General features: G+C 71.1%; 22 protein-coding genes. 5 read left to right on the top strand and 17 right to left on the bottom strand.

Annotated elements, in window-relative coordinates:
• Nucleotides 1-388: 388 nt before the first annotated feature.
• Nucleotides 389-1,717, bottom strand: a complete 1,329-nt coding sequence (locus RFN52_RS30210; RefSeq protein WP_184850823.1) for a class I SAM-dependent RNA methyltransferase — start codon at nucleotides 1,715-1,717, stop codon at nucleotides 389-391.
• 121 nt (nucleotides 1,718-1,838) lie between these two features.
• Complete coding sequence (locus RFN52_RS30205; RefSeq protein ID WP_184850821.1) at nucleotides 1,839-3,890, bottom strand: APC family permease; 2,052 nt, start codon at nucleotides 3,888-3,890, stop codon at nucleotides 1,839-1,841.
• A gap of 183 nt (nucleotides 3,891-4,073) precedes the next feature.
• Between RFN52_RS30205 and RFN52_RS30200 the strand changes: the two genes are divergently transcribed.
• The gene (locus tag RFN52_RS30200) at nucleotides 4,074-4,196 is read left to right on the top strand and encodes a hypothetical protein (RefSeq protein WP_268254287.1); all 123 of its coding nucleotides are present in this window, start codon (nucleotides 4,074-4,076) and stop codon (nucleotides 4,194-4,196) included.
• Here RFN52_RS30200 and RFN52_RS30195 read toward each other — a convergent pair.
• The gene (locus tag RFN52_RS30195) at nucleotides 4,193-5,122 is read right to left on the bottom strand and encodes a PfkB family carbohydrate kinase (RefSeq protein ID WP_184850819.1); all 930 of its coding nucleotides are present in this window, start codon (nucleotides 5,120-5,122) and stop codon (nucleotides 4,193-4,195) included. The genes RFN52_RS30200 and RFN52_RS30195 overlap by 4 nt on opposite strands.
• Before the next feature lie 306 nt (nucleotides 5,123-5,428).
• Here RFN52_RS30195 and RFN52_RS30190 point away from each other — a divergent pair, with 306 nt between their 5' ends.
• Nucleotides 5,429-6,100, top strand: coding sequence for a potassium channel family protein (locus RFN52_RS30190; protein WP_033308364.1), 672 nt, complete (start codon nucleotides 5,429-5,431; stop codon nucleotides 6,098-6,100).
• Nucleotides 6,100-6,774, top strand: coding sequence for a potassium channel family protein (locus RFN52_RS30185; protein WP_033308363.1), 675 nt, complete (start codon nucleotides 6,100-6,102; stop codon nucleotides 6,772-6,774). Before RFN52_RS30190 ends, RFN52_RS30185 begins: the two co-directional genes overlap by 1 nt.
• Before the next feature lie 82 nt (nucleotides 6,775-6,856).
• On the opposite strand, the gene RFN52_RS30180 is transcribed toward RFN52_RS30185, so the two are convergent.
• The 8 genes from RFN52_RS30180 to RFN52_RS30145 all read right to left on the bottom strand — a co-directional run bounded on the left by RFN52_RS30180 (nucleotide 6,857) and on the right by RFN52_RS30145 (nucleotide 14,754).
• Nucleotides 6,857-7,588: a DUF3159 domain-containing protein gene (locus tag RFN52_RS30180; protein ID WP_161361303.1), complete on the bottom strand. Its 732-nt coding sequence runs from the start codon at nucleotides 7,586-7,588 to the stop codon at nucleotides 6,857-6,859.
• A gap of 3 nt (nucleotides 7,589-7,591) precedes the next feature.
• The gene (locus RFN52_RS30175; protein WP_184850817.1) at nucleotides 7,592-7,990 is read right to left on the bottom strand and encodes an OB-fold nucleic acid binding domain-containing protein; all 399 of its coding nucleotides are present in this window, start codon (nucleotides 7,988-7,990) and stop codon (nucleotides 7,592-7,594) included.
• A gap of 64 nt (nucleotides 7,991-8,054) precedes the next feature.
• Nucleotides 8,055-8,738: a response regulator gene (locus tag RFN52_RS30170; RefSeq protein WP_184850815.1), complete on the bottom strand. Its 684-nt coding sequence runs from the start codon at nucleotides 8,736-8,738 to the stop codon at nucleotides 8,055-8,057.
• Nucleotides 8,735-11,278 (bottom strand): sensor histidine kinase, encoded by a 2,544-nt coding sequence (locus RFN52_RS30165; RefSeq protein ID WP_184850813.1) that lies wholly within the window; start codon nucleotides 11,276-11,278, stop codon nucleotides 8,735-8,737. The genes RFN52_RS30170 and RFN52_RS30165 overlap by 4 nt, the downstream gene beginning before the upstream one ends.
• Nucleotides 11,279-11,452: 174 nt before the next feature.
• A complete protein-coding gene (locus RFN52_RS30160; protein ID WP_184850811.1) occupies nucleotides 11,453-12,628 on the bottom strand; it encodes an alginate lyase family protein in 1,176 nt (391 codons plus the stop codon).
• A gap of 158 nt (nucleotides 12,629-12,786) precedes the next feature.
• Nucleotides 12,787-13,539: a DUF3710 domain-containing protein gene (locus tag RFN52_RS30155; protein WP_184850809.1), complete on the bottom strand. Its 753-nt coding sequence runs from the start codon at nucleotides 13,537-13,539 to the stop codon at nucleotides 12,787-12,789.
• 1 nt (nucleotide 13,540) lies between these two features.
• On the bottom strand, nucleotides 13,541-14,110 hold the full coding sequence (gene dut, locus RFN52_RS30150; protein ID WP_184850807.1) for a dUTP diphosphatase: 570 nt from the start codon (nucleotides 14,108-14,110) through the stop codon (nucleotides 13,541-13,543).
• A gap of 59 nt (nucleotides 14,111-14,169) precedes the next feature.
• On the bottom strand, nucleotides 14,170-14,754 hold the full coding sequence (locus RFN52_RS30145) for a PaaI family thioesterase (RefSeq protein WP_184850805.1): 585 nt from the start codon (nucleotides 14,752-14,754) through the stop codon (nucleotides 14,170-14,172).
• Between the two features lie 58 nt (nucleotides 14,755-14,812).
• Here RFN52_RS30145 and RFN52_RS30140 point away from each other — a divergent pair, with 58 nt between their 5' ends.
• Nucleotides 14,813-15,271, top strand: coding sequence for a DUF3093 domain-containing protein (locus tag RFN52_RS30140; protein WP_184850802.1), 459 nt, complete (start codon nucleotides 14,813-14,815; stop codon nucleotides 15,269-15,271).
• 45 nt (nucleotides 15,272-15,316) lie between these two features.
• On the opposite strand, the gene RFN52_RS30135 is transcribed toward RFN52_RS30140, so the two are convergent.
• From RFN52_RS30135 to RFN52_RS30120, 4 genes are all read right to left on the bottom strand, one after another.
• Nucleotides 15,317-16,279, bottom strand: coding sequence for a hypothetical protein (locus RFN52_RS30135; RefSeq protein ID WP_184850799.1), 963 nt, complete (start codon nucleotides 16,277-16,279; stop codon nucleotides 15,317-15,319).
• Between the two features lie 13 nt (nucleotides 16,280-16,292).
• Complete coding sequence (locus RFN52_RS30130; protein ID WP_003993510.1) at nucleotides 16,293-16,589, bottom strand: DUF4193 domain-containing protein; 297 nt, start codon at nucleotides 16,587-16,589, stop codon at nucleotides 16,293-16,295.
• A 406-nt stretch (nucleotides 16,590-16,995) separates the two neighbouring features.
• On the bottom strand, nucleotides 16,996-18,228 hold the full coding sequence (locus tag RFN52_RS30125) for a sensor histidine kinase (RefSeq protein WP_184850797.1): 1,233 nt from the start codon (nucleotides 18,226-18,228) through the stop codon (nucleotides 16,996-16,998).
• A gap of 6 nt (nucleotides 18,229-18,234) precedes the next feature.
• On the bottom strand, nucleotides 18,235-18,888 hold the full coding sequence (locus RFN52_RS30120) for a response regulator transcription factor (protein WP_003993508.1): 654 nt from the start codon (nucleotides 18,886-18,888) through the stop codon (nucleotides 18,235-18,237).
• Between the two features lie 412 nt (nucleotides 18,889-19,300).
• Here RFN52_RS30120 and RFN52_RS30115 point away from each other — a divergent pair, with 412 nt between their 5' ends.
• Nucleotides 19,301-19,477, top strand: a complete 177-nt coding sequence (locus RFN52_RS30115; RefSeq protein ID WP_184850795.1) for a hypothetical protein — start codon at nucleotides 19,301-19,303, stop codon at nucleotides 19,475-19,477.
• Nucleotides 19,478-19,582: 105 nt separating this feature from the next.
• On the opposite strand, the gene RFN52_RS30110 is transcribed toward RFN52_RS30115, so the two are convergent.
• Nucleotides 19,583-20,398, bottom strand: coding sequence for an inositol monophosphatase family protein (locus tag RFN52_RS30110; protein ID WP_184850793.1), 816 nt, complete (start codon nucleotides 20,396-20,398; stop codon nucleotides 19,583-19,585).
• 8 nt (nucleotides 20,399-20,406) lie between these two features.
• Complete coding sequence (locus RFN52_RS30105) at nucleotides 20,407-21,534, bottom strand: ferrochelatase (protein WP_184850791.1); 1,128 nt, start codon at nucleotides 21,532-21,534, stop codon at nucleotides 20,407-20,409.
• Nucleotides 21,535-21,571: the final 37 nt, after the last annotated feature.

Genomic DNA, 21,571 nt, shown 5'->3' with positions numbered 1-21,571 from the left:
ACCGACCGACCGAGTGCCCAGGCACCGCCCGGCCACCGGTCAGCCCTGCACACCGTCCTCGTCCTCGTCGAGCCCGAGGGCGTCCGGGTCTCATAGCGGGCGCAGGGTGGCGGCGGTGTAGCGGCCCAGCACGGTTGAGCTTTCTGCCCGACGGCTGTCCACCCGTCCGCTCAGTGACGAACCATCAGAACGAGCGTCAACCGAGCGCCATCACGTCTGTCTCCGTTCGCACCGAGACAGGGGACGGCGACACTGCCGTCCAAGGCGCGACCGCCACAGCGCCAGGTCAGACGACCGGCGCCGCTGCACGACGCTCTGGACGTCGTGCACCTCGGAAAACAGGTCAAGCGGAACCCACCACACCTGAGGAACCCAGGAAAACCACAGGTCAGAGGCCCTTTGTGAGGGGCTCAAGAATCGCCACACACTCCACGTGCGACGTCATCGGGAAGAGATCGAACGCCCGAAGCGTCCGCACCCGATACCCCCCGTCCCGGAAGTACCCCAAGTCCCGCGCCAACGCGGCCGGATCGCACGCCACATACGCGATCCGCCGCGCGCCCAGCGAGGCCAGATGGTGAACCGTCTTCCGGCCCGCGCCCGCCCGCGGCGGGTCGAGGACGATCAGGTCGACCTCCTCGATGCCCGTGCGCGGCAGCACGCTCTCGACCTTGCCCTGTTCGATGCGGACGCGCTCGAAGTCGGCGAGGTTGTGCCGCGCGTCCTCCACCGCCCGCTTGCCGGACTCGATGCCGAGGACCGCGCCCTGGTCGCCGACGCGGTCGGCGAGGGCGCCGGCGAAGAGGCCGACGCCGCAGTAGAGGTCAAGGGCCATGTCGCCCTTGCGCGGGAGCAGGCCCTGCATCACGGCCGTCACCAGCGTGTCGGCCGCCTTCGGGTGGACCTGCCAGAAGCCGCCGTTCCCGACGCGGTGCGTGCGGCCGTCCGCCCGCTCGCGGACGAAGGGGCGGCCGTGGACGCGATGGACACCGCCGGAGCGCTCGTCCACGCGCAGGACGGAGACCGGGCGGTCGAGTTCGACCAGCGGGAGGCGCGCGCCCGGCTTCGGGGTGAGGATCACCTGGCGGTCCTGGGAGCCCGTCGCCGCGATCGCCTCGACGGAGTCCATGCCCGTCCAGTCCCGCTTCTCGATGCCCAGCTCGCTGACGCCCTCCGCGGCGATCATGCAGTGGTCGATCGGCTCCACCTCGTGCGAGCGGTGCCGGCGCAGGCCCGCCCGGCCGTCGGCGGTGACGGCGTACTGGACGCGGGTGCGCCACGCGGGGACCTGGCCCGCGGGCACCTTGTCGCCTTCGGCGGGCAGCACAGTGCCGTCCCAGCCGGCCTCCTCCGGGGTGAGCCCGGCCAGGTGCTGGAGCTGTTCGGCGATGACGTCGGCCTTCAGGCGCCGCTGCGCGCCCGGCTTGGCGTGCTGCCAGTCGCAGCCGCCGCAGCGGCCGGGGCCGGCGAACGGGCAGGGCTCGTCGATCCGGTCCTTGGAGGCGTCCAGGACCGTCACGGCGTCCGCACGCAGGAAGCGCGCGCCCTCTTCGCCCTCCGTCACCCGCGCCACGACCCGCTCACCGGGCAGCGCGTGCCGTACGAACAGCACCTGACCCTCGGACGTGCGGGCGATGCAGTGACCGCCGTGGGCGACGGGGCCGACCTCGACCTCGTACTCCTCCCCCACCAGCGACTTCCTCGGTTCTGCCTGCATGGCGGGGTGACTCCAAAACGCGTGAGGGGGAAGGGCCGAACGGAAACGGCCGGACAACAGCCCACCAGTCTACGTGGCTGCCGCCCGGCCTCTTCACACGAGCCGTCGCCTCGGGAAATCGTCAGGACTTGCGCTCGGTGGACTCCTTCGATCGCACCTGCGCGGGACCCCGGCGCACCGACCCCGGCGCGTTCCAGTCCTGCTGCCTGCGGGCCCGCCGCTTGGCCGCCTCGGAGGACTGCAGCTGGTACGGCACCGATGTCACCATGATCCCGGGCGTGAACAGCAGCCGGCCCTTCAGCCGCAGGGCGCTCTGGTTGTGCAGCAGGTGCTCGTACCAGTGGCCGACGACGTACTCGGGGATGATCACGGACACCGCGTCGCGCGGCGACTCCTTGCGCAGGCTCTTGACGTACTCGATGATCGGCCGCGTGATCTCGCGGTAGGGCGAGTCCAGGACCTTCAGCGGTACGTCGATGCCGCGCCGTTCCCACTCCTCGCGCAGGGCCTTGGTCTCCGCCGGGTCGACGTTGACGCTGAGGGCCTCCAGCGTGTCCGAGCGCATCAGCTTGGCGTAGGCGAGGGCGCGCAGCGTGGGGCGGTGGATCTTGGAGATCAGCACGACCGAGTGGACGCGTGAGGGCCGTACGAGGTCGTCGCTCGGGCCGTCGGGGGCGGCGATCTCGGCGGCGACCCGGTCGTAGTGCTTACGGATGGCCGTCATCGTCGCGTAGAAGATCACCATGCCGAGCAGGGCGACCCAGGCGCCGTGCGTGAACTTGGTGAGGAGGACGACGACCAGCACGAGGCCGGTGAAGAAGGCGCCGAAGGCGTTGATCGCGCGGGAGCGGATCATGTGGCGGCGCTTGGCCTGGTCCTTCTCGGTGGCCAGGTGGCGGTTCCAGTGCCGGACCATGCCGGTCTGGCTGAGCGTGAAGGACACGAACACGCCGACGATGTACAGCTGGATCAGGCGCGTGGAGTCGGCGCCGTAGATCCCGACCAGCAGGGCGGCGGCGCCGGCGAGGAGCACGATGCCGTTGGAGAAGGCCAGCCGGTCGCCGCGGGTGTGCAGCTGGCGCGGCAGGTAGCGGTCCTGGGCGAGGATCGAGCCGAGCAGCGGGAAGCCGTTGTAGGCGGTGTTGGCCGCGAGGAACAGCACCAGCGCGGTGGCCGCGGCCAAGATGATGAACAGGAAGCTGCCCTTGCCGAAGACGGCCTCGGCGACCTGGGAGATCACCGGGTTCTGGACGTAGTCCCCGCCGAGCGGGACCCCGTTGTGGATGAGGTCCGTGGCCGGGTTCTCGGCCATGCGGACATCGGTCGCGGCGGCCAGGGCGATGATGCCGCAGAACATGGTGACGGCGAGCAGGCCCATCATGGCGAGGGTGGTCGCGGCGTTCTTCGACTTGGGCTTGCGGAAGGCCGGGACGCCGTTGGAGATCGCCTCGACGCCGGTGAGGGCGGCGCAGCCGGAGGAGAAGGCGCGCAGCAGCAGGAAGACCAGGGCGAATCCGGCCAGTCCCTGGTGCTCGGGCTTGATGACGTAGTCGGCGGTCGGTGCCCGCATGGTGTCGTCCAGGACCAGTCCGCGGAAGGCGCCCCACGCGATCATGGTGAAGACGCCGAACACGAAGACGTACGTCGGGATCGCGAACAGCGAGCCGGACTCCTTCACCCCGCGCAGGTTCATCAAGGTCAGCAGCACGATCACGCCGATCGCACACAGCACCTTGTGCTCGACGACGAACGGGATCGCGGAGCCGAGGTTCTCGATGCCGGAGGAGATCGACACCGCGACGGTCAGGACGTAGTCGACGAGCAGCGCGCTCGCGACCGTCAGGCCGGCCTTGGGGCCGAGGTTGGTGGTCGCCACCTCGTAGTCGCCGCCGCCGCTGGGGTAGGCGTGCACGTTCTGCCGGTACGACGCCACCACGGTGAACATCAGGACCACGACCGCGACGGCGATCCAGGGGCTGAAGTGGTACGCCGTCACACCCGCGATCGACAGGACCAGCAGAACCTCGCCGGGCGCGTACGCCACGGACGAGAGCGGGTCGGAGGCGAAGACGGGGAGTGCGATGCGCTTCGGCAGGAGCGTTTCGCCCAGCCGGTCGCTGCGCAGTGCGCGCCCGATCAGGATCCGTTTGGGCACGTCGGTCAGTTTGGACACAACAGAGGATCGTAGGCGTTCGATTGCGGGGGCGCCCACCCGCCACCCCCCATCGGCGTTGCCTCTGCTCTCCGAGTGAATTCAGAGGCCTGTGCGGCTGGGGATTCCGCAGGTCACCCGCTTCCCATGCCTATATGACTGAGCCCCGTCCGCTTCCCGGCCGTTGTCGCCCCTGGAGGTCCCATGCACACGCCCGCCCAGCTGATCGGCGCCGCGGCCACCCTCGTCGCCCTCGCGATCCTGACGCTGGCGAGCGTGCGCAGCATCAGCCGCCGCAAGGACGTGTCGCCCGGAGCTCGGTCCTAGGGGGTGTCCGGCCTGCCGGGCCGTTCCAGCCGCGCCACCCCGGCGAGCAGTTCCTCCCGTCCGATGGCGGCGGCCCGGGTCGACGGGATCGTGCAGGCGTAGGCGCCGGCCACCGCGCCGTGCAGGGCGCTGCGGTGGGGCGGGATGCCGTCGAGCCAGGCGCGGAGGAACGCGGCGGCGAAGGCGTCGCCCGCGCCGTTGGAGTCGACGACGGGGGCCGGGGGCGGGGCGGCGGGTACGCGGGTGAGCTCACCGTCGGCGAGCAGGTACGCGCCGTCCGCGCCGGCCGTGGCGACGACGATCCGGGCCCTGCCCCGCTCGGCGATCCGCCGCATGGTCCGCTCCGGGTCGCCCAGGGCGGTGCTGGACAGGAAGACGAGGTCGGCCTGGTGGGCGAAGGGCTCGTGGTAGGGGTTGGAGCCGTCCCAGTCGTGCAGGTCGGTGGAGATCGTGACGCCGGCCGCGCGCAGGGTGGGCAGTGCCTGGGCGCACGGCTGGGTGATGACGACGTGGGCGTGCCGGCTGACGGCCGCGAGGGTGCGCACGGTGTCCTCGGGCAGCCGGTCCGTGTCGGCGGCCCGGGTGGCGTCGTAGAGGGACGACCGCCTGCCGTCGGGGCCGACGAGGTTGACCGCGCGTTTGGTGCCGAGTGGCTGCGGGACGGCCGTGAGCCCGATGCCGTGCTCCCGGTGCAACGCACGGACGAGGTCGCCCTCGGGGTCGTCGCCGAGCAGGTCGAGGTGGTGTGTGCGCAGGCCCAGCGCGTTCGTCCCGAGCGCCACGAAGTCCCCGCTCTGGCCCGCCCGTGTGACGATCCCGGGTCGGATCATGTGACTGTCCGCGAAGGGCACGGGCAGTTCGGGCACGTGCACGATCGTGTCCACGCCCGCGCCGCCCAGGACGAGGACGTCGATCTCATGGCTCATGCCGGTCCGTTCCCCCACACGTCGTATGCATGCTGATCCTCACACGCTGGAGGTGGACAGCTCCAGTGTGTTCCCCGTGCACCCCGAGGGTCCTGGTGGGCTCCCCCGGCCTTGCAGATACGTTGGACACGGGCGATCGGCCGGGCGGGCGGACACCGATGGGGATCACACCCGGCGTTCCCCGGCATGATGGTGCCTGGCGGCCGGCACAGAAGGCCGCGAAGTGCTGCCCGGCGAGCCGAGAGAGAGACATGAGCAGAACACTGACGCAGGCCGGAAGGTCTGCGGGAAGCGTGGTGTGAGGCCATGCACATCGTCATCATGGGTTGCGGAAGGGTGGGTTCCGCGCTGGCCCAGAACCTGGAGCAACAGGGGCACACCGTCGCCGTGGTCGACCAGGACCCCACCGCCTTCCGCCGGCTGGGCTCAGGGTTCGGCGGCCGCCGCGTCACGGGCGTCGGCTTCGACCAGGACACCCTGCGCGAGGCGGGCATCGAGGAGGCCGGCGCCTTCGCCGCCGTCTCCAGCGGTGACAACTCCAACATCATCGCCGCTCGCGTGGCCCGCGAGATGTTCGGCATCGAGAACGTCGCCGCCCGCATCTACGACCCCCGCCGCGCGGAGGTCTACCAGCGCCTGGGCATCCCCACCGTCGCGACCGTCCGCTGGACGGCCGACCAGATGCTGCGCCGTCTGCTCCCCTCCGGCGCGGAGCCGCTGTGGCGCGACCCCACCGGCGGGGTCCAGCTCGCCGAGGTGCACACCTCCACCGCCTGGGTCGGCCACAAGATCAGCCGCATCCAGGAGGAGACGGGCGTGCGCGTCGCGTTCCTGACCCGGCTGGGCGAGGCGGTCCTGCCCACCTCGCAGACGGTGCTGCAGGAAGGCGACCTGGTGCACGTGATGATGCGCACCGACGAGGTCGACAAGGTCGAGGCGGCGTTCGCCAAGGGTCCCGAAGAGGAGGGCGGTCACTGATGAGGGTCGCCATTGCCGGAGCCGGCGCAGTCGGCCGCTCGATCGCGGGCGAACTGCTGGAGAACGGCCACGAGGTCCTGCTGATCGACAAGGCGCCGACCGCCATCTCGGTCGAGCGCGTCCCGCAGGCCGAGTGGCTGCTCGCCGACGCCTGTGAGATCACGTCCCTCGACGAGGCGGCGCTCCAGCGCTGCAACGTCGTGATCGCCGCGACCGGCGACGACAAGGTGAACCTGGTCGTCTCGCTCCTCGCCAAGACGGAGTACGGCGTCCCGCGTGTCGTCGCCCGCGTGAACAATCCGAAGAACGAGTGGTTGTTCAACGAGTCCTGGGGCGTGGACGTCGCCGTCTCCACCCCGCGTCTGATGTCGGCCCTGGTCGAGGAGGCGGTGAGCGTGGGCGACCTGGTCCGCCTGCTCCGCTTCAGCCACGGCGACGCCAACCTGGTCGAGCTGACCCTGCCGGAGGAGTCGGCCCTGGCCGGCACACAGGTCGGCGACGTCGAGTGGCCGCAGGACACGTCCCTGGTGACGATCATCCGCGGCAACCGCGTGCTGACGCCCTCACGGGAGGACTCGCTGGAGGCCGGCGACGAACTCCTCTTCGTGGCGGCGCAGGCCCGGGAGGAGCAGTTGGAGGACCTGCTGTCCGTGCGGCGGACCACGGCGAGCTGAGCCGTCCTTCGAACGAGAACGAGCGGAAGGGGCGTCCCGAGGAACTCGGGACGCCCCTTCCGTTTCCGTCAGCGCCAAAGGCTCACTGCTCCGCGGACCGGGCGGCAGCCTGCCGCTCGCGTTCCTCGGCCGCCTTCTCCTCGGCTTCCATCTCGGCGAACACGTCGATCGGCGCGGGCGCCTTCGCGAGGAACACCCACGTCAGGTACACCGCGAGCAGGAACGGCGGGATCTTCAGGGCGACCAGGACCCAGCCCAGCTGGGTGGTGTCGGCCCACCAGTACAGCGGGAAAAGAATCGCGCACTTGGCGAGCAGGATCGCTCCCCACGCGTAGCTGGCCTTCGCGTAGGCCTTCTTGCGGCCGGGGTTGCGCGTGCGCCAGGAGAGGTTCTCCTTGAAGACCGGGCCGAGGATCAGCCCGATCAGCGGCACCCCGCACAGCGTGGTGATGATGTAGGCCAGGCCCAGGCCCAGCGTGTAGAGCATGCCGGGCAGGTAGAAGTCCTTGGCGTTGCCGGTCATCATCGCGAAGACGACACCGAAGGCCACGCCGAAGACACCGCTGAAGGCGTGCTTGACGGTGTCCTTCATCACCAGCCGGACCACGACCAGCACCAGCGACACCGCCAGCGCCGCGATCGCCGAGAGGTGCAGGTCCTTGTTGATCGTGTAGATGGTGACGAAGAGGAGGCCGGGCAGCACCGTCTCCACCATGCCCCGCACGCCGCCGAACGCCTCGAACAGGGCGGCCTCGGTCACCGCCCGGGCGTCGTCCGCAGATGTCTCTTCGGTCGGCTTGTCGAGCGACGTCACCGGCTACTCCCGTCCGAGGGGTCTCAGTTCGTACTTGGGATTGAACAGCACCCGGCGGCCCCGGCTCATCGAGACCCGGCCCGACGCGATCAGTTTGCGCCCCGGCTCTATCCCGACGATGGAGCGCCTGCCGAGCCAGACCACGTCGAGCGCGGCGGAGCCGTCGAACAGCTCGGCCTCCAGGGCCGGGACTCCCGCACGCGGTCGAAGGGTGACCGTGCGCAAGGTACCAGTAACCGTCACTATCTGGCGGTCCTGGCAGTCTCCGATCCGGATGCAGCCGGCCGTCTGGCTGTCTTCGCGCAGTTCCTCGGACTCCAGGTCCTCCTGCGACGAGGAGAGCCGGTCGAGCATGCGCCGGAAACGGCCCGCCGGCTTTTCGGAACGAGGGACAGCACTCATGTCTGAAGCGTACCGGGGCCTGCTGACGAGGGGCGAGGAACCTGTCCTCCCGACGCCACACCCCTCACTTCTCGAAGCGGTAGCCCATCCCCGGCTCGGTGACGAAGTGTTTCGGGTGCGAGGGGTCCGCTTCCAGCTTCCGCCGCAACTGCGCCATGTACACGCGCAGATAGTTCGTCTCCGTCCCGTATGACGGCCCCCACACCTCCTGGAGCAGCTGCTTCTGCCCGACCAGGCGTCCGCTGTTGCGCACGAGGACCTCCAGCAGGTGCCACTCCGTGGGGGTCAGCCGTACGTCCTTGCCGGACCGGTTGACCTTCTTCGCGGCCAGGTCGACGGTGAACTCGCCGGTGTCGACGATCACGTCGCCCGGGCCGTCGCCGGCCGGTTCGGCCCGGCGTACGGCGGCCCGCAGCCGGGCCAGCAGCTCGTCCATGCCGAACGGCTTGGTGACGTAGTCGTCGGCGCCCGCGTCCAGCGCCTCGACCTTCTCGTCGGAGGTGTGCCGGGCGGACAGCACCAGGATCGGTACCCGGGTCCAGCCGCGCAGGCCCCTGATCACCTCGACGCCGTCCATGTCGGGCAGCCCGAGGTCCAGGACGACCACGTCGGGGTGGCGGGCGGCGGCGAGCCGGAGGGCGGTGGCACCGTCGTGGGCCGCGTCGACCTCGTACGCGCGTGCCTTCAGGTTGATCACGAGGGCGCGCACGATCTGCGGCTCGTCGTCGATCACGAGGACGCGGGTCATGAGGCCTGCCTTTCCGGTTCTGCCGCGGGACGGTGCTCCGGGCGGGTTCCCGCCGCGCGGAGGGTGAGGACCATGGTGAGCCCGCCGCCGGGGGTGTCCTCGGCCTCCAGGGTGCCGCCCATGGCCTCGGCGAAGCCGCGTGCCACCGCGAGGCCCAGACCCACGCCCGCGCCGCGCGGGGCGTCGCCGTGGCGCTGGAAGGGCTCGAAGATGCGTTCCTTGGCCTCGTCGGGCACGCCCGGCCCCCGGTCGACGACCCGCACCTCCACCCGGTCGGCGAGTGCGCTGCCGGCGACCAGTACGGGTGCGCCGGGCGGACTGTACTTGACGGCGTTCTCCACGAGGTTGGCCATCGCCCGCTCCAGCAGCCCGGGGTCGACGGCGACCATCGGCAGAGTCTCGGGCACGTCCAGGCAGGCGCTGCCCTCGGGCACGCCGCCGAGCGCCATCGGCACCACCTCATCGAGGTCGATCTCGCGGATCAGCGGGGTGACGGTGCCCGTCTGGAGCCGGGACATGTCGAGCAGGTTGCCGACGAGGTGGTCGAGCCGGTCGGCACCCTCCTCGATGCCCGCGAGCAGCTCGGCCCGGTCCTCCTCGGACCACTCGACGTCCTCGGAGCGCAGGGAGGTCACCGCCGCCTTGATCCCGGCGAGGGGGGTGCGCAGATCGTGGCTGACGGCGGCCAGCAGGGCCGTACGGATGCGGTTGCCCTCGGCGAGCGTGCGGGCCCGGTCGGCCTCCTCCCGGAGCCTGCGGCGGTCCAGGACGACGGCGGCCTGGGCTGCGAAGGCGGCCAGCACCCGGCGGTCCTCGGCGGGCAGCACGCGGCCGGTGAGGGCCAGGGCCATGTGGTCGCCGACGGGCATGTCCACATCCGCCTGATCGGGCCGGTCGACCGGGTGTCCCCGGCCGACGCGCCCGGCGCAGGTCCAGGGCTCGACGTCGCTCGCCCGTTCCAGCAGGGCCGCCGACTCCATGCCGAAGGTCTCCCGGACCCGTTCCAGCAGGTCCTCCAGGCCGGTCTCACCGCGCAGCACGTTGCCGGCGAGGAAGGACAGGATCTCGGACTCGGCCCGCAGCCGGGCCGCCTGGTGCGTGCGGCGGGCGGCGAGGTCGACGACGGAGGCCACCGCCACCCCGACCGCGACGAAGATCACGATGGCGACGATGTTCTTCGGATCCGCGATGGTCCAGCGGTGCAGGGGCGGTGTGTAGAAGTAGTTCAGCAGCAGGGAGCCCACCGCCGCCGAGGCCAGGGCGGGAAGCAGCCCGCCGAGCAGGGCCGCCGCCACCGTCAGTGCCAGGAACAGCAGCATGTCGTTGGCGAGGCCGAGGTCGACGGCGTTGAGCAGTGCGGCGAGCAGCGGCGGTCCGGCGACACCGGTGATCCAGCCCCACACCCGCCGGGAGCGTCCGAGCCGCGCGCCCCGGGCGACCGGCAGCCCCCGGCCCCTGGCGACCTCGTCGTGGGTGACGATGTGCACGTCGAGGTCGGGTCCGGACTCCCGGGCGACCGTCGCTCCGACGCCGGGCCCGAAGACGTACTGCCAGGTCTTGCGGCGCGAGGAGCCCAGCACGATCTGGGTGGCGTTGACGCCGCGGGCGAAGGCGAGCAGCGCGGCCGGTATGTCGTCGCCGACGACATGGTGGAACGTTCCGCCAAGGTCTTCGACCAGGGTCCGCTGCAGCACCAGTTCCTTGGGCGAGGCCGAGGTCAGTCCGTCGCTGCGGGCTATGTAGACGGCCAGCACCTCGCCGCCGGCGCCCTTCTCGGCCAGCCGGGCGCCCCGGCGGATGAGCGTGCGGCCCTCGGGGCCACCGGTCAGACCGACCACGATCCGCTCGCGCGAGCCCCAGATCTTCGACACCCGGTGTTCGCTGCGGTACTGGGTGAGGTAGGCGTCGGCCCGGTCCGCCACCCACAGCAGTGCCAGCTCGCGCAGGGCTGTCAGGTTGCCGGGGCGGAAGTGGTTCGACAAGGCGGCGTCGATCCTGTCCGGCCGGTAGATGTTGCCGTGCGCCATCCGACGCCGCAGCGCCTCGGGCGTCATGTCGACCAGCTCGACCTGGTCGGCCCGGCGCACCACCTCGTCCGGCACGGTCTCCTGCTGCCGCACCCCGGTGATCGACTCGACGACGTCGCCGAGGGACTCCAGGTGCTGGATGTTGACGGTCGAGACCACGTCGATCCCGGCGGTGAGCAGTTCCTCCACGTCCTGCCAGCGCTTGGCGTTGCGGGAGCCCGGGACGTTGGTGTGGGCGAGTTCGTCCACCAGGGCGACCTGGGGGCGACGGGCGAGGACGGCGTCGAGGTCCATCTCGGGAAAGACGCCGCCGCGGTACTCCAGTTCCCTGCGCGGCACCTGCTCCAGGCCGTGCAGCAGCACTTCGGTGCGGGGCCGTCCGTGGTGCTCGACGAAGGCCACCACACAGTCGGTGCCCCGCTCGACGCGGCGGTGCGCCTCGGCCAGCATCGCGTACGTCTTGCCGACGCCCGGCGCCGCACCGAGGTGGATCCTGAGCTTGCCGCGTGCCATGGCCTCATTGTCTTCCGGTGGTCTGCCGACTGCGCAGCGTCGACCCTACGGCCGGAAAGCGCGGCATTCGGGCGCCGGGCACGCTCCGGGGCGCACTTTGACGGAACTCTGACGCGGCCGGCCCGCCGGGGCCGGGCACCGGGGTCCCCACCCGGCGCCCGGCCGGTCAGGGGGTCACGCGGGGTTGTCGCCGTGGGTGAGGGTCTCCCAGGCGACGAAGAGGTTGTTGCTGCCGGCGGGGCGGCCGCGCTGGGTCAGCGTCGCGGTGTTGGTCATGGCGTGCCCCAGGCGGTTGGCCAGGGCGTTGTGGCCGACCTCGGTCACCGGCCCGAGGCCGAGCTTGAGCGAGCCGCCGCACAGCCGGCCGTCGGCACCGACGCCGAGCTGGTACCTGGCGTGGAAGCCGAGCCCGTGCCGCAGCCGCTCGCCCACGTCGGTGCCGTAGAGGTCCTGCCCCTGGATGCGGCTGGTCTCGGCGACGTGCGAGATGGCCGAGAGGCCGTAGCCGGTGTGGGTGAAGTCGCGGCAGGTCTCCTGGCTGAGTCCGTTGACGAATGTCGACTGGCCCTGCCAGTACTTGACGATCTTCTCCCGGGTGTCGAGGTTCTGGCTCGGCACGGTCTTCGGCAGCGCGCCGTCGGACTCCAGGTAGACGTAGGCGGCCGTGCGCGTGCGGAACTTCGCCATGGCCTTGTCGTACGACGCCTTGTCCTCCAGGAAGACGGAGATGCCGACGGCGGCCTCCATCATCGACAGCTCCCAGTTTCCGTTGGAGTTCGAGCCGTTGATGATCTCCGGCAGGTAGACGGTGCGGAGCATGGTGGCGAAGCGGCCGGAGTTCGCCCAGGGGCCGGTGTAGGTGTGCTTGATGATCTCGGCGGCCCTCGGCCAGGAGGAGCCGGCCCAGCCGGTCTGCAGGGGCGCGTTGCTGTTGGTGTGGTCCCTGATCACGGCGGACCAGGCGTCCATCAGCTCGATGGCCTTGCGGGCGTGCCGTTCGTCGCGGGTGAGGTACCAGGCGAGCGCGTGGGTGTACGCGGCGATCGCGTCCTGGCGCTCGTCGGTGCAGCCGAGGTCGGGGTTGGAGTACGAACCGCATTCGACGACCGCCCGTGGCCTGGGCGTGCGCTCCAGGTCGGCGTACTTGCTCGCCATCATCCGGTCGAAGGCGCCCGTCCAGGGCTGAGCGCCGGCGTTGACCTTGGACCGGGTGAAGTCCAACTGCCCCTTCGAGACGGTGACTCCGGGGTGGGCGAAGGCGGCGGGGGCGCTGGGGGCGGCGTCGGCGGGCCAGGCGAGGACACCGGCGACGAGGGCGGCCGAGGCCGCGAAGAGAGCGGTTCTGCGCATACGTGAGGGCCTTCCGTTCTTCTATGTGAACGTGAAGCGCCTTTATGAACAGACGCGTTGGACGGAGACGGTAGGTACAGACCAATGCACCGTCAAGGTCCCGCGCACGAGAAAGGGCCGCACCCCCGGTGGGGTACGGCCCTGGTGTCTCTACGAGGTCAGCGGACCTCGGTGATCTCCGGTCCGCGCTGGAGCTGGCCCATTCCACCGGCGAAACGGGAACCCTCCTCCTGCTGGACGCCCTCGGGCACCATCTGGGCGTCGTCCGGCAGCTTCAGGACGATCGGGTCGCGGGGCGCCATCGGGCTTTCGCCGCGGACCACGACCGTGTCCCGGAAGATCTGCTCGAGCAGCCCGGCGGCCTGCGGCTGCACCGCGCCCTGGCCCGAGATGACCCCGCGCAGGAACCAGCGGGGGCCGTCCACACCGACGAACCGCACGACCTGGAAGCCGCCGGTGCCGTCCGGCAGCTGTACGGGCACCTGGGCGCGCAGCTCCCAGCCCAGCGGCCCCTCGACCTCGTCGACGATGCCGCCCTGCTGGGTGATGCCAGTGCCGATCTCCTCGCGCACCTCGCCCCAGATGCCCTCGCGCTTGGGCGCGGCGAAGCCCTGCAGCTGGATGGCGCTGTCGCGCAGCACGACCGTCGCCGCCACGATCGCGTCGCCCGCGACCTCGACCCTGAGCTCCATGCCGTCGACGCCCGGCACGAACAGGCCGCCCAGGTCGACCCTGCCTTCGCTCGGGTCACGTACCTCGGAGCTGTCCCAGGGCCCGTCGGGGCGCGGCGCCGGTTCGAGCCTCAGGCGCTCGCGCTCTGCGTCCGCATCGGTGTCGACACCGTCGACGACCTGCTCGGCCTCGCCGGCCGCGTCCTCGGCGGCATCCCTCTTCTTGCGACGTCCGAACACGTCACTGTCCTTCCCGGTCGGATACGACCGAAGCGTATCGATTCCCACCCGCCTGACCGCCGATGGCGGCCTGACCGCTTGTGCCGCTCGTCCCGCCCACCGCCGCATGGCCTCCGGTGGACCCGAAGCCCCCCTCGGCCCGCGCGGAGCCGGGAAGCTCCGCCACCTCCTGGAAGCGGACCCTCTCGACCTGCTGGACTACCAGTTGGGCAATCCGGTCGAAGCGCTCGAACCGCACGGCCTCGCGCGGGTCGAGATTCACCACGATCACCTTGATCTCCCCACGGTACCCGGCATCAACCGTCCCTGGGGCATTCACCAGGGCGACGCCGCAGCGGGCGGCCAGACCGGATCGCGGGTGCACGAAGGCCGCGTACCCCTCCGGCAGCGCCACAGACACCCCCGTGGGCAGAACGGCCCGCTCGCCCGGCCCCAGTCGGCACGCCTCGGTGGTGCGCAGATCGGCCCCGGCGTCACCGGGCTGCGCGTACGACGGAAGCGGCACGTCCGGGTCGACGCGGCGGATCAGCACGTCCAGCGGCGGCCGACTCACGGGGTTCGTGGGGGTCATGGGGCTTTCGGGGCTCACGGGGCTGGTGGGGCTTGCGGGTTGCAAGGGGCGGCCCGTGCTCACGGGTTCACCTCGAAGGCACGGGCGCGCCGGACCTGGTCCGGGTCGCTCATGGCGGCCTGGATCTCCTCCTGGCGGCCGTGGTCGACGAAGTGGTCGACCTTCACCTCGATGAAGAGCGCGTCCGCGCGCACGGCGACGGGTCCCTCGGGGCCGCCCACGCGTCCGGTCGCGGTGGAGTAGATCTTCCGCCCGGCGACCGCCGTCACCTCCGCCGCCAGGTACAGCGTGGTGCCGACGGGCACGGGCCGCTCGAAGTCGGTCTCCAGCCGTCCGGTCACCGCGATCGTGCGCAGCAGCCAGTTCAGCGAGCCGAGGGTTTCGTCGAGGGCGGAGGTGAGCACGCCACCGTGCGCGAGGCCCGGAGCGCCTTGGTGGGCGGGCTGGACGGTGAACTCGGCGGTGAGCGACACACCCTCTCCGGCCCGTGCCTGAAGGTGCAGCCCGTGCGGCTGATCGTCGCCGCAGCCGAAACACGCGCCGTAGTGCGCGCCGAGGAGCTCACCGGGCGCGGGCGCGTCCGGGTGCCGCACCGGCTGCACGGCGTCGGCCGGAGGCTGAAGAGCTGCGGAAGTACGACTCACAGCCGGAGACCTTACCCGCGCATCGGCCCCTTCCGGACACCGTGTCAAGCTTGGCTCCATGCAGCTCTCCGCCGCCCCTTACGAAGAACGCCTCACCGCCCCGCGGACCTGGTGGCTGATCTCGTTCCTCGTAGGCCTCTCCATGGCCCTGATCCTGCTCCCGTTCGGCACGCTGCCGATGCTCGGCGGTCTGGCCGGGGGCACCGCGGTCGCGGCCGTCGCCGCGAGCTCGTACGGCTCGGTTCGCATCCGTGTGGTCGGTGACTCCCTGATCGCGGGAGAGGCGAAGATCCCGCTGGCGGCACTGGGCGAGGCGGAGGTGATGGACGCGGAGGAGGCCCGCGCCTGGCGCACCTACAAGGCCGATCCGCGCGCCTTCCTCCTGCTGCGGTCATACATCCCCACGGCCCTGCGGGTGGAGGTCACGGACCCGCAGGACCCGACTCCGTACCTGTACCTGTCCACGCGCGAGCCGGAGCGCCTGGCGGAGGCACTGCGGACGGCGAAGCCGGCGTAGCACACCTGAGCGGGACGTCACCCGGCCGCCGATCGACGTCCGGTCTCAGCGCCCGTCGCCGCCGGGCCGGTCGTCGCCGCGGTGGCCCTCGTGACGGCCCAGCGGGTCATGGGTGATCTCGCCCATCTCCAGGGCGTCCGCCGGACGTTCCAGGCCGGGGAGCGCCTCCAGGGCCTCCCAGGGCACCTGGATCTTGCGCAGGTCCCGGCGGATCCGGCCGGCGAGCTTTCTCGTCTCGCCGCGGTTCATGACCGCGCCCACGGCGGCGCCCACCAGGAACGGCATCAGGTTCGGCATGCTGCGGACCATGCGCTTCATGATTCGCTGCCGCAGTTCGCGCTTCATGCGGCTGTTCAGCGCCGCGCTGAGGGTCGACGGCTTGGACGCGTCGATCCCGCGCTCCCCCGACCACGAGTCGAGGTACGCGGTGCTGCGCTGCTTGAGGTTGCCGGGCGGCCGTACGCCGTAGACCTCGTGGAGTTCGGCGATCAGCTTCAGCTCGATCACCGCGACGCCGGTGACCTCGGCGGCCAGCTCCGTCGGCATCGCCGGGGGCACGGGGAGCATCGCGGCCGCGCCGACACTTGCTCCGACCGTCGCCGTCGCGTTCGCGGCGCCCGCCACGAGCTTGTCGGCGAGCTCCTCGGGCCCCAGACCCGGGAACTGCCTGCGCAGCTTCGCCAGGTCCCGTACGGGCACGCGCGGGGCCAGTTCGATGATGCGGTCGGCCAGGTAGGCGAGTCCGGCCCGGGCCCGGTCGCCCCCCTTGCGTGCGCCTTCCCTGGCCCGCTCCCGGAGCGTCCCCGCCCGCCGTCTCGCGACGGGTGCGGGGACGTCCACGGACGCCGGGAGGTCACCCCGGTCCGCTGCCGGTTCGAGCGAGGCCGCCCCCGTACCGGATGAGCCTCGCTCGTCTTCACGCGTGCCGTACCGCGGGCCGTCCGTCGGCCCTTCGTCCGCTTTCTGCTTGGAGAAGCGGCGCTTCCAGGGAGGGGTCGAGCCGGTCACGGCCGACCCGCCCTCAGTCGCAGTCGCGGCAGATCGGCTGACCGTTCTTCTCCCGGGCCAGCTGGCTGCGGTGGTGCACCAGGAAGCAGCTCATGCACGTGAACTCGTCCTGCTGCTTCGGGAGCACCCGGACGGCCAGTTCCTCGTTCGAGAGGTCGGCTCCGGGCAGTTCGAGGCCTTCTGCGGCCTCGAACTCGTCGACGTCCACGGCGGAGGCCGACTTGTCGTTCCTCCGAGCCTTCAGCTCTTCGAGGCTGTCCGAGTCGACGTCGTCGTCGGTCTTGCGTGGAGTGTCGTAATCGGTTGCCATGGTCGCTCTCCCCCTCTGGGTGTCTGCGGTGTCTCCAGCGCACGTAACGCGTGAGAGGCCGGACTTGTGCCCGACCTGAGGCGGAGATTTTGCCTCACATCAAGGTCTGTTACTCAATCGACACCCAACCGGACTCCTCAAGAGTGATCGGCTTGGATGGCGATGGGGACCGTACACGGTCCGAATGCTGCACGCCAAAGGCGTCTCACCGTGTACTTCCCGTGATCAAGACCCCCGAAAACCGGGATTATCCCGACTTTCCGACAACGGGCATGATCACAGAGAGTAGATGGCCGGAAAGGCGTCCCTGTGATCGATCACACACGGTGCACGCGCGGTGAAGCTCAAAAAATTCCGCGCAAAGCGAACATCCCCGTGTGACGCCGAGTGGATCGGCGACATGATCTCAGATCGGCAGCGTGACGCGCATGACGAGTCCACCCCCCTCACGCGGCTGGGCGTAGATGTGCCCGCCGTGCGCCCGGGCCACGGACCGGACGATGGACAGGCCGAGCCCCACGCCCTTGTCGCTGCCCGTCCGCTCCGTGCGCAGTCGCCGGAACGGCTCGAAGAGGTTGTCGATCTCGTACGCCGGCACGACCGGGCCCGTGTTGGCGACGACCAGGACCGCCTGGCCGTGCTGGACGTCGGTGGTGACCTCGACCCAGCCGTCCTCCGCCACGTTGTAGCGCACGGCGTTCTGCACCAGGTTGAGCGCGATCCGCTCCAGCAGCACGCCATTGCCCTGGACGACCGCGGGCTTCTGCTCGCCGCGGATGCTCACGCCCTTGCCGGCGGCCTCCCCGCGGACCTGGTCGATGGCCTGCTCGGCGACCTCGGCGAGGTCCACCGGCCCCCGCTCGACGATCTGGTTGTCGCTGCGGGCGAGCAGCAGCAGGCCCTCCACCAGCTGCTCGCTGCGCTCGTTGGTGGCCAGCAGCGTCTTGCCGAGCTGCTGGAGTTCGGTGGGGGCGCCCGGGTCGGACAGGTGCACCTCGAGGAGGGTGCGGTTGATCGCCAACGGCGTTCTCAGTTCGTGCGAGGCGTTGCCGACGAAGCGCTGCTGGGCGGTGAAGGCGCGCTGGAGGCGCTCCAGCATGTCGTCGAAGGTGTCGGCCAGCTCCTTCAGCTCGTCGTCCGGGCCGTCCAGCTCGATCCGCCGGGAGAGGTCGGAGCCGGCCACCGCGCGGGCGGTGCGGGTGATCCGGCCCAGCGGCGACAGGACGCGGCCGGCCATGGCGTAACCGAAGGCGAACGCGATGACCGCCAGGCCCAGCAGGGCCAGCAGCGAGCGGCTGAGCAGGTTGTCCAGGGCGTTCTGGCGCTGCTCGTTGACGCAGTGGTTCATCGCGTTGTTGAACTCGGCGGGCGAGGCCTGGTCGGGCAGGTTGCAGATGTCGCTGGTGACCTTGCCCTCGACGATCTTGAACGGCAGCTCGCTGCCCACGTTCAGGGCCTGGGCGGCCAGCAGGTAGATGATCGACAGCAGCAGGATGCCCGCGATCAGGAACATGCCGCCGTAGAGCAGCGTGAGCCGTATGCGGATGGTCGGGCGCAGCCAGGGGAAGGGCGGCACGGGCCTTCTGGGGTCCCAGGTGGGCTTGGGGGGCGCCTGCGGGGGCGCGGGGGTCGTTGCCACGGGGTATCAGATCCGGTAGCCGGAACCGGGGACGGTGACGATGACGGGCGGCTCGCCCAGCTTGCGGCGCAGGGTCATGACCGTCACGCGCACCACGTTGGTGAACGGGTCGGTGTTCTCGTCCCAGGCCTTCTCCAGGAGCTGCTCCGCGGAGACGACGGCGCCCTCGCTGCGCATCAGGACCTCCAGGACGGCGAACTCCTTGGGAGCGAGCTGGACCTCCTTGCCGTCGCGGAAGACCTCGCGGCGGTTGGGGTCGAGCTTGATCCCGGCGCGCTCCAGCACGGGCGGCAGGGGCACGCTGGTGCGCCGGCCGAGGGCGCGCACGCGCGCGATGAGCTCACTGAACGCGAACGGCTTGGGCAGGTAGTCGTCGGCGCCGATCTCCAGCCCTTCGACCCGGTCGCTGACGTCGCCGGAGGCCGTCAGCATCAGCACGCGCGTGGGCATGCCCAGCTCGACGATCTTGCGGCAGACGTCGTCGCCGTGCACGAGGGGCAGGTCGCGGTCGAGGACGACCACGTCGTAGTCGTTGACCCCGATACGCTCCAGGGCGGCCGCGCCGTCGTACACGACGTCGACGGCCATGGCCTCCCGGCGCAGTCCGGTGGCCACCGCATCGGCGAGCAGTTGCTCGTCCTCGACGACGAGTACGCGCACGTTCCTGGTCCTTCCTCATGTCCACCCGCGCAGCCCTTCACGGGCGCACGCGGGCAGGGGTCTTCGACGTTTCCCTGGTGTTGCCCTCCATCCTGCCCTTTTCGGCCATAAGTCGGAGGTAAGGCGGGTGAGAGGGCGGTGACCCGAGGGGGAATACGAGATTTTCTCCTCCGGTTAGGTTTCCACGGAAGGGAGCTTGGGGAGGACGGCTTTACATCCCACGATCACGCTCTGCTGGCGCCGCACCACCATGCGGTGCGCATCAATCCGCTTTCCGCAGGGCGGGCGTGGGTGTCCGGCACCGTCGCCGCCCGGCCGAGCGGCGCTGGGCATCCACAGGCGGCGTGATCGTCCCTTCCGAACGGCACACCCCCGTGCCATCGACCCACGACCCAGGACGAGGGGGCGCAGCATGGACGCATTCACCGCAGGACTTCTGCAGCGCATAAGGGCGACCGAGTCCGATCTGTCCCGGGCTCGCGACGAGGGCGACGACTTCCTCGTCGATGTGGAGCAGGGCGAACTCGACGACCTGCGCCGTCTCGCCGCCGAGCACGGTGTGGAGGTCAGCGCGACGAGCGGCGTCTGATCAGGCCGTACGGAGCGGGCCCCGGCGAATCCAGCGCCGGGGCCCGCTCCGTTTCCGTGGGGCCGCTGCACCCGGTGCTCGGCGCACGTCGGGCCCCGGGCCCTCTCAGTCGTGCCACGCCCCGAAGTCCTCCAGGAGGCGCTGGAGGGGCTCGAAGACGCCGGGGGTCCCCGCCACTGCCAGATCGCCCGACGGGCGCTCTCCGGGGCGCCCACCGGTCAGCGCGCCCGCCTCCCGGGCGATCAGGTCCCCCGCCGCGAGGTCCCAGGGGTGCAGACCGCGCTCGTAGTAGCCGTCGAGGCGTCCGGCGGCCACGTCGCACAGGTCGACCGCGGCCGAGCCGCCGCGCCGGATGTCGCGCAGCAGTGGGATCAGCCGCTGGGCCACATCGGCCTGGTGGGCACGGACGTCGGCGACGTAGTTGAAGCCCGTGGAGACCAGCGCCTGGTCCAGAGGCGGCGCGGGGCGGCAGGCCAGAGTGCGCTCGCCGTCCCAGGCCCCGGTGGCCCAGGCACCCCGGCCGCGCACGGCGTGGAACGTCTCGCCGCGCATCGGGGCCGTGACGACGCCGACGACGGTCTCGCCGTCCTGCTCGGCGGCGATGGAGACGGCCCAGGTGGGCAGCCCGTACAGGTAGTTCACCGTGCCGTCGAGCGGGTCGATCACCCAGCGGACGCCGCTCGTGCCCTCTGTGGCGGCCCCCTCCTCGCCGAGGATCCCGTCGTCCGGGCGGCGCTCGGCGATCAGGTCCGTGATCAGCTTCTCCGCCGCGATGTCCATCTCGGTGACGACGTCGATGGGGCTGGACTTGGTCGCGGCGACCGCGAGGTCGGCCGGACGCCCGTCTCGCAGCAGCGCGCCGGCGCGGCGGGCGGCCTCCTGGGCGAGTTCGAGCAGGTCCGTGTGCAGGGGGTCGGTCACGGGGCTCCTCACGCGTAGGTGCTGTCGGCGCCCGCGGCGGCGGGCCGGGGGGCGCGGGCCGGGCAGCAGCCGACCGGGCAGAGGTTGTGGCTCGCGCCCAGGGCGCCCAGGGCGCACGGTGTGACGTCCTGCCCGCGCTCGGCTGCGGCACGCTCCACGACCAGCTCGCGGATCGCGGCGGCGAACCTCGGGTCCGCGCCGACGGTGGCCGAGCGCCGCATCGGCAGCCCGAGCTCCTCGGCCCGGGCCTTGGCCTCCGTGTCGAGGTCGTACAGGACCTCCATGTGGTCGGAGACGAAGCCGATGGGGGCGATGACGACGGCCGGGACGCCGGCCGCGTGCCGCTCGTCGAGGTGGTCGCAGATGTCGGGCTCCAGCCACGGGATGTGCGGGGCCCCGGAGCGGGACTGGTAGACGAGCTGCCAGGGGTGGTCGACGCCGGTGCGTTCCCGGACGGCGTCGGCGATCTGCTGCGCCACGTCCAGGTGCTGCTTCACGTACGCGCCGCCGTCGCCGTGCTCCTCGACGGGGCCGGAGGTGTCGGCGGAGGCCGTCGGGATCGAGTGCGTCGAGAAGGCGAGGTGCGCCCCGTCCCGGACGTCCTCGGGGAGCTCGGCGAGGGACTGGAGCACCCCGTCGATCATGGGCTCCAGGAAGCCGGGGTGGTTGAAGTAGTGCCGCAGCTTGTCGACCTCGGGCAGCTCCAGGCCCTCCGCCTCAAGGGCCGCGAGCGCGTCGGCGAGGTTCTCGCGGTACTGGCGGCAGCCCGAGTACGAGGCGTAGGCGCTGGTGGCGAGGACCAGGATGCGGCGGCGGCCGTCGCGGACCATCTCGCGCAGCGTGTCCGTCAGGTACGGCGCCCAGTTGCGGTTGCCCCAGTAGACCGGGAGGTCCAGGCCGTGGTCGGCGAAGTCCTTGCGCAGGGCGTCCAGCAGGGCGCGGTTCTGGTCGTTGATCGGGCTGACCCCGCCGAACAGGAAGTAGTGCTGCCCGACTTCCTTGAGGCGTTCCTTGGGGATGCCGCGCCCACGTGTGACGTTCTCCAGGAACGGGACCACGTCGTCCGGGCCTTCCGGGCCGCCGAACGAGAGCAGGAGCAGGGCGTCGTAGGGGCTGGCATCGCGCGCGTCTGGCATGAGTCGATCCTGCCACCCTGCACTGACAGCCGGGAAA

It is taken from the genome of Streptomyces collinus (genome assembly GCF_031348265.1).
Lineage (GTDB): Bacteria > Actinomycetota > Actinomycetes > Streptomycetales > Streptomycetaceae > Streptomyces > Streptomyces collinus.
Note: the sequence above shows the minus strand (reverse complement) of the source record. Positions and strands in the feature narration are given on the sequence as shown.

Coding starts and splice junctions, on each gene's coding strand:
- RFN52_RS30210 (WP_184850823.1), bottom strand. CDS start 1,717: ATGCAGGCAGAACCGAGGAAGTCGCTGGTGGGGGAGGAGTACGAGGTC.
- RFN52_RS30200 (WP_268254287.1), top strand. CDS start 4,074: ATGCACACGCCCGCCCAGCTGATCGGCGCCGCGGCCACCCTCGTCGCC.
- RFN52_RS30195 (WP_184850819.1), bottom strand. CDS start 5,122: ATGAGCCATGAGATCGACGTCCTCGTCCTGGGCGGCGCGGGCGTGGAC.
- RFN52_RS30190 (WP_033308364.1), top strand. CDS start 5,429: ATGCACATCGTCATCATGGGTTGCGGAAGGGTGGGTTCCGCGCTGGCC.
- RFN52_RS30185 (WP_033308363.1), top strand. CDS start 6,100: ATGAGGGTCGCCATTGCCGGAGCCGGCGCAGTCGGCCGCTCGATCGCG.
- RFN52_RS30175 (WP_184850817.1), bottom strand. CDS start 7,990: ATGAGTGCTGTCCCTCGTTCCGAAAAGCCGGCGGGCCGTTTCCGGCGC.
- RFN52_RS30170 (WP_184850815.1), bottom strand. CDS start 8,738: ATGACCCGCGTCCTCGTGATCGACGACGAGCCGCAGATCGTGCGCGCC.
- RFN52_RS30165 (WP_184850813.1), bottom strand. CDS start 11,278: ATGGCACGCGGCAAGCTCAGGATCCACCTCGGTGCGGCGCCGGGCGTC.
- RFN52_RS30160 (WP_184850811.1), bottom strand. CDS start 12,628: ATGCGCAGAACCGCTCTCTTCGCGGCCTCGGCCGCCCTCGTCGCCGGT.
- dut (WP_184850807.1), bottom strand. CDS start 14,110: ATGACCCCCACGAACCCCGTGAGTCGGCCGCCGCTGGACGTGCTGATC.
- RFN52_RS30140 (WP_184850802.1), top strand. CDS start 14,813: ATGCAGCTCTCCGCCGCCCCTTACGAAGAACGCCTCACCGCCCCGCGG.
- RFN52_RS30130 (WP_003993510.1), bottom strand. CDS start 16,589: ATGGCAACCGATTACGACACTCCACGCAAGACCGACGACGACGTCGAC.
- RFN52_RS30115 (WP_184850795.1), top strand. CDS start 19,301: ATGGACGCATTCACCGCAGGACTTCTGCAGCGCATAAGGGCGACCGAG.
- RFN52_RS30105 (WP_184850791.1), bottom strand. CDS start 21,534: ATGCCAGACGCGCGCGATGCCAGCCCCTACGACGCCCTGCTCCTGCTC.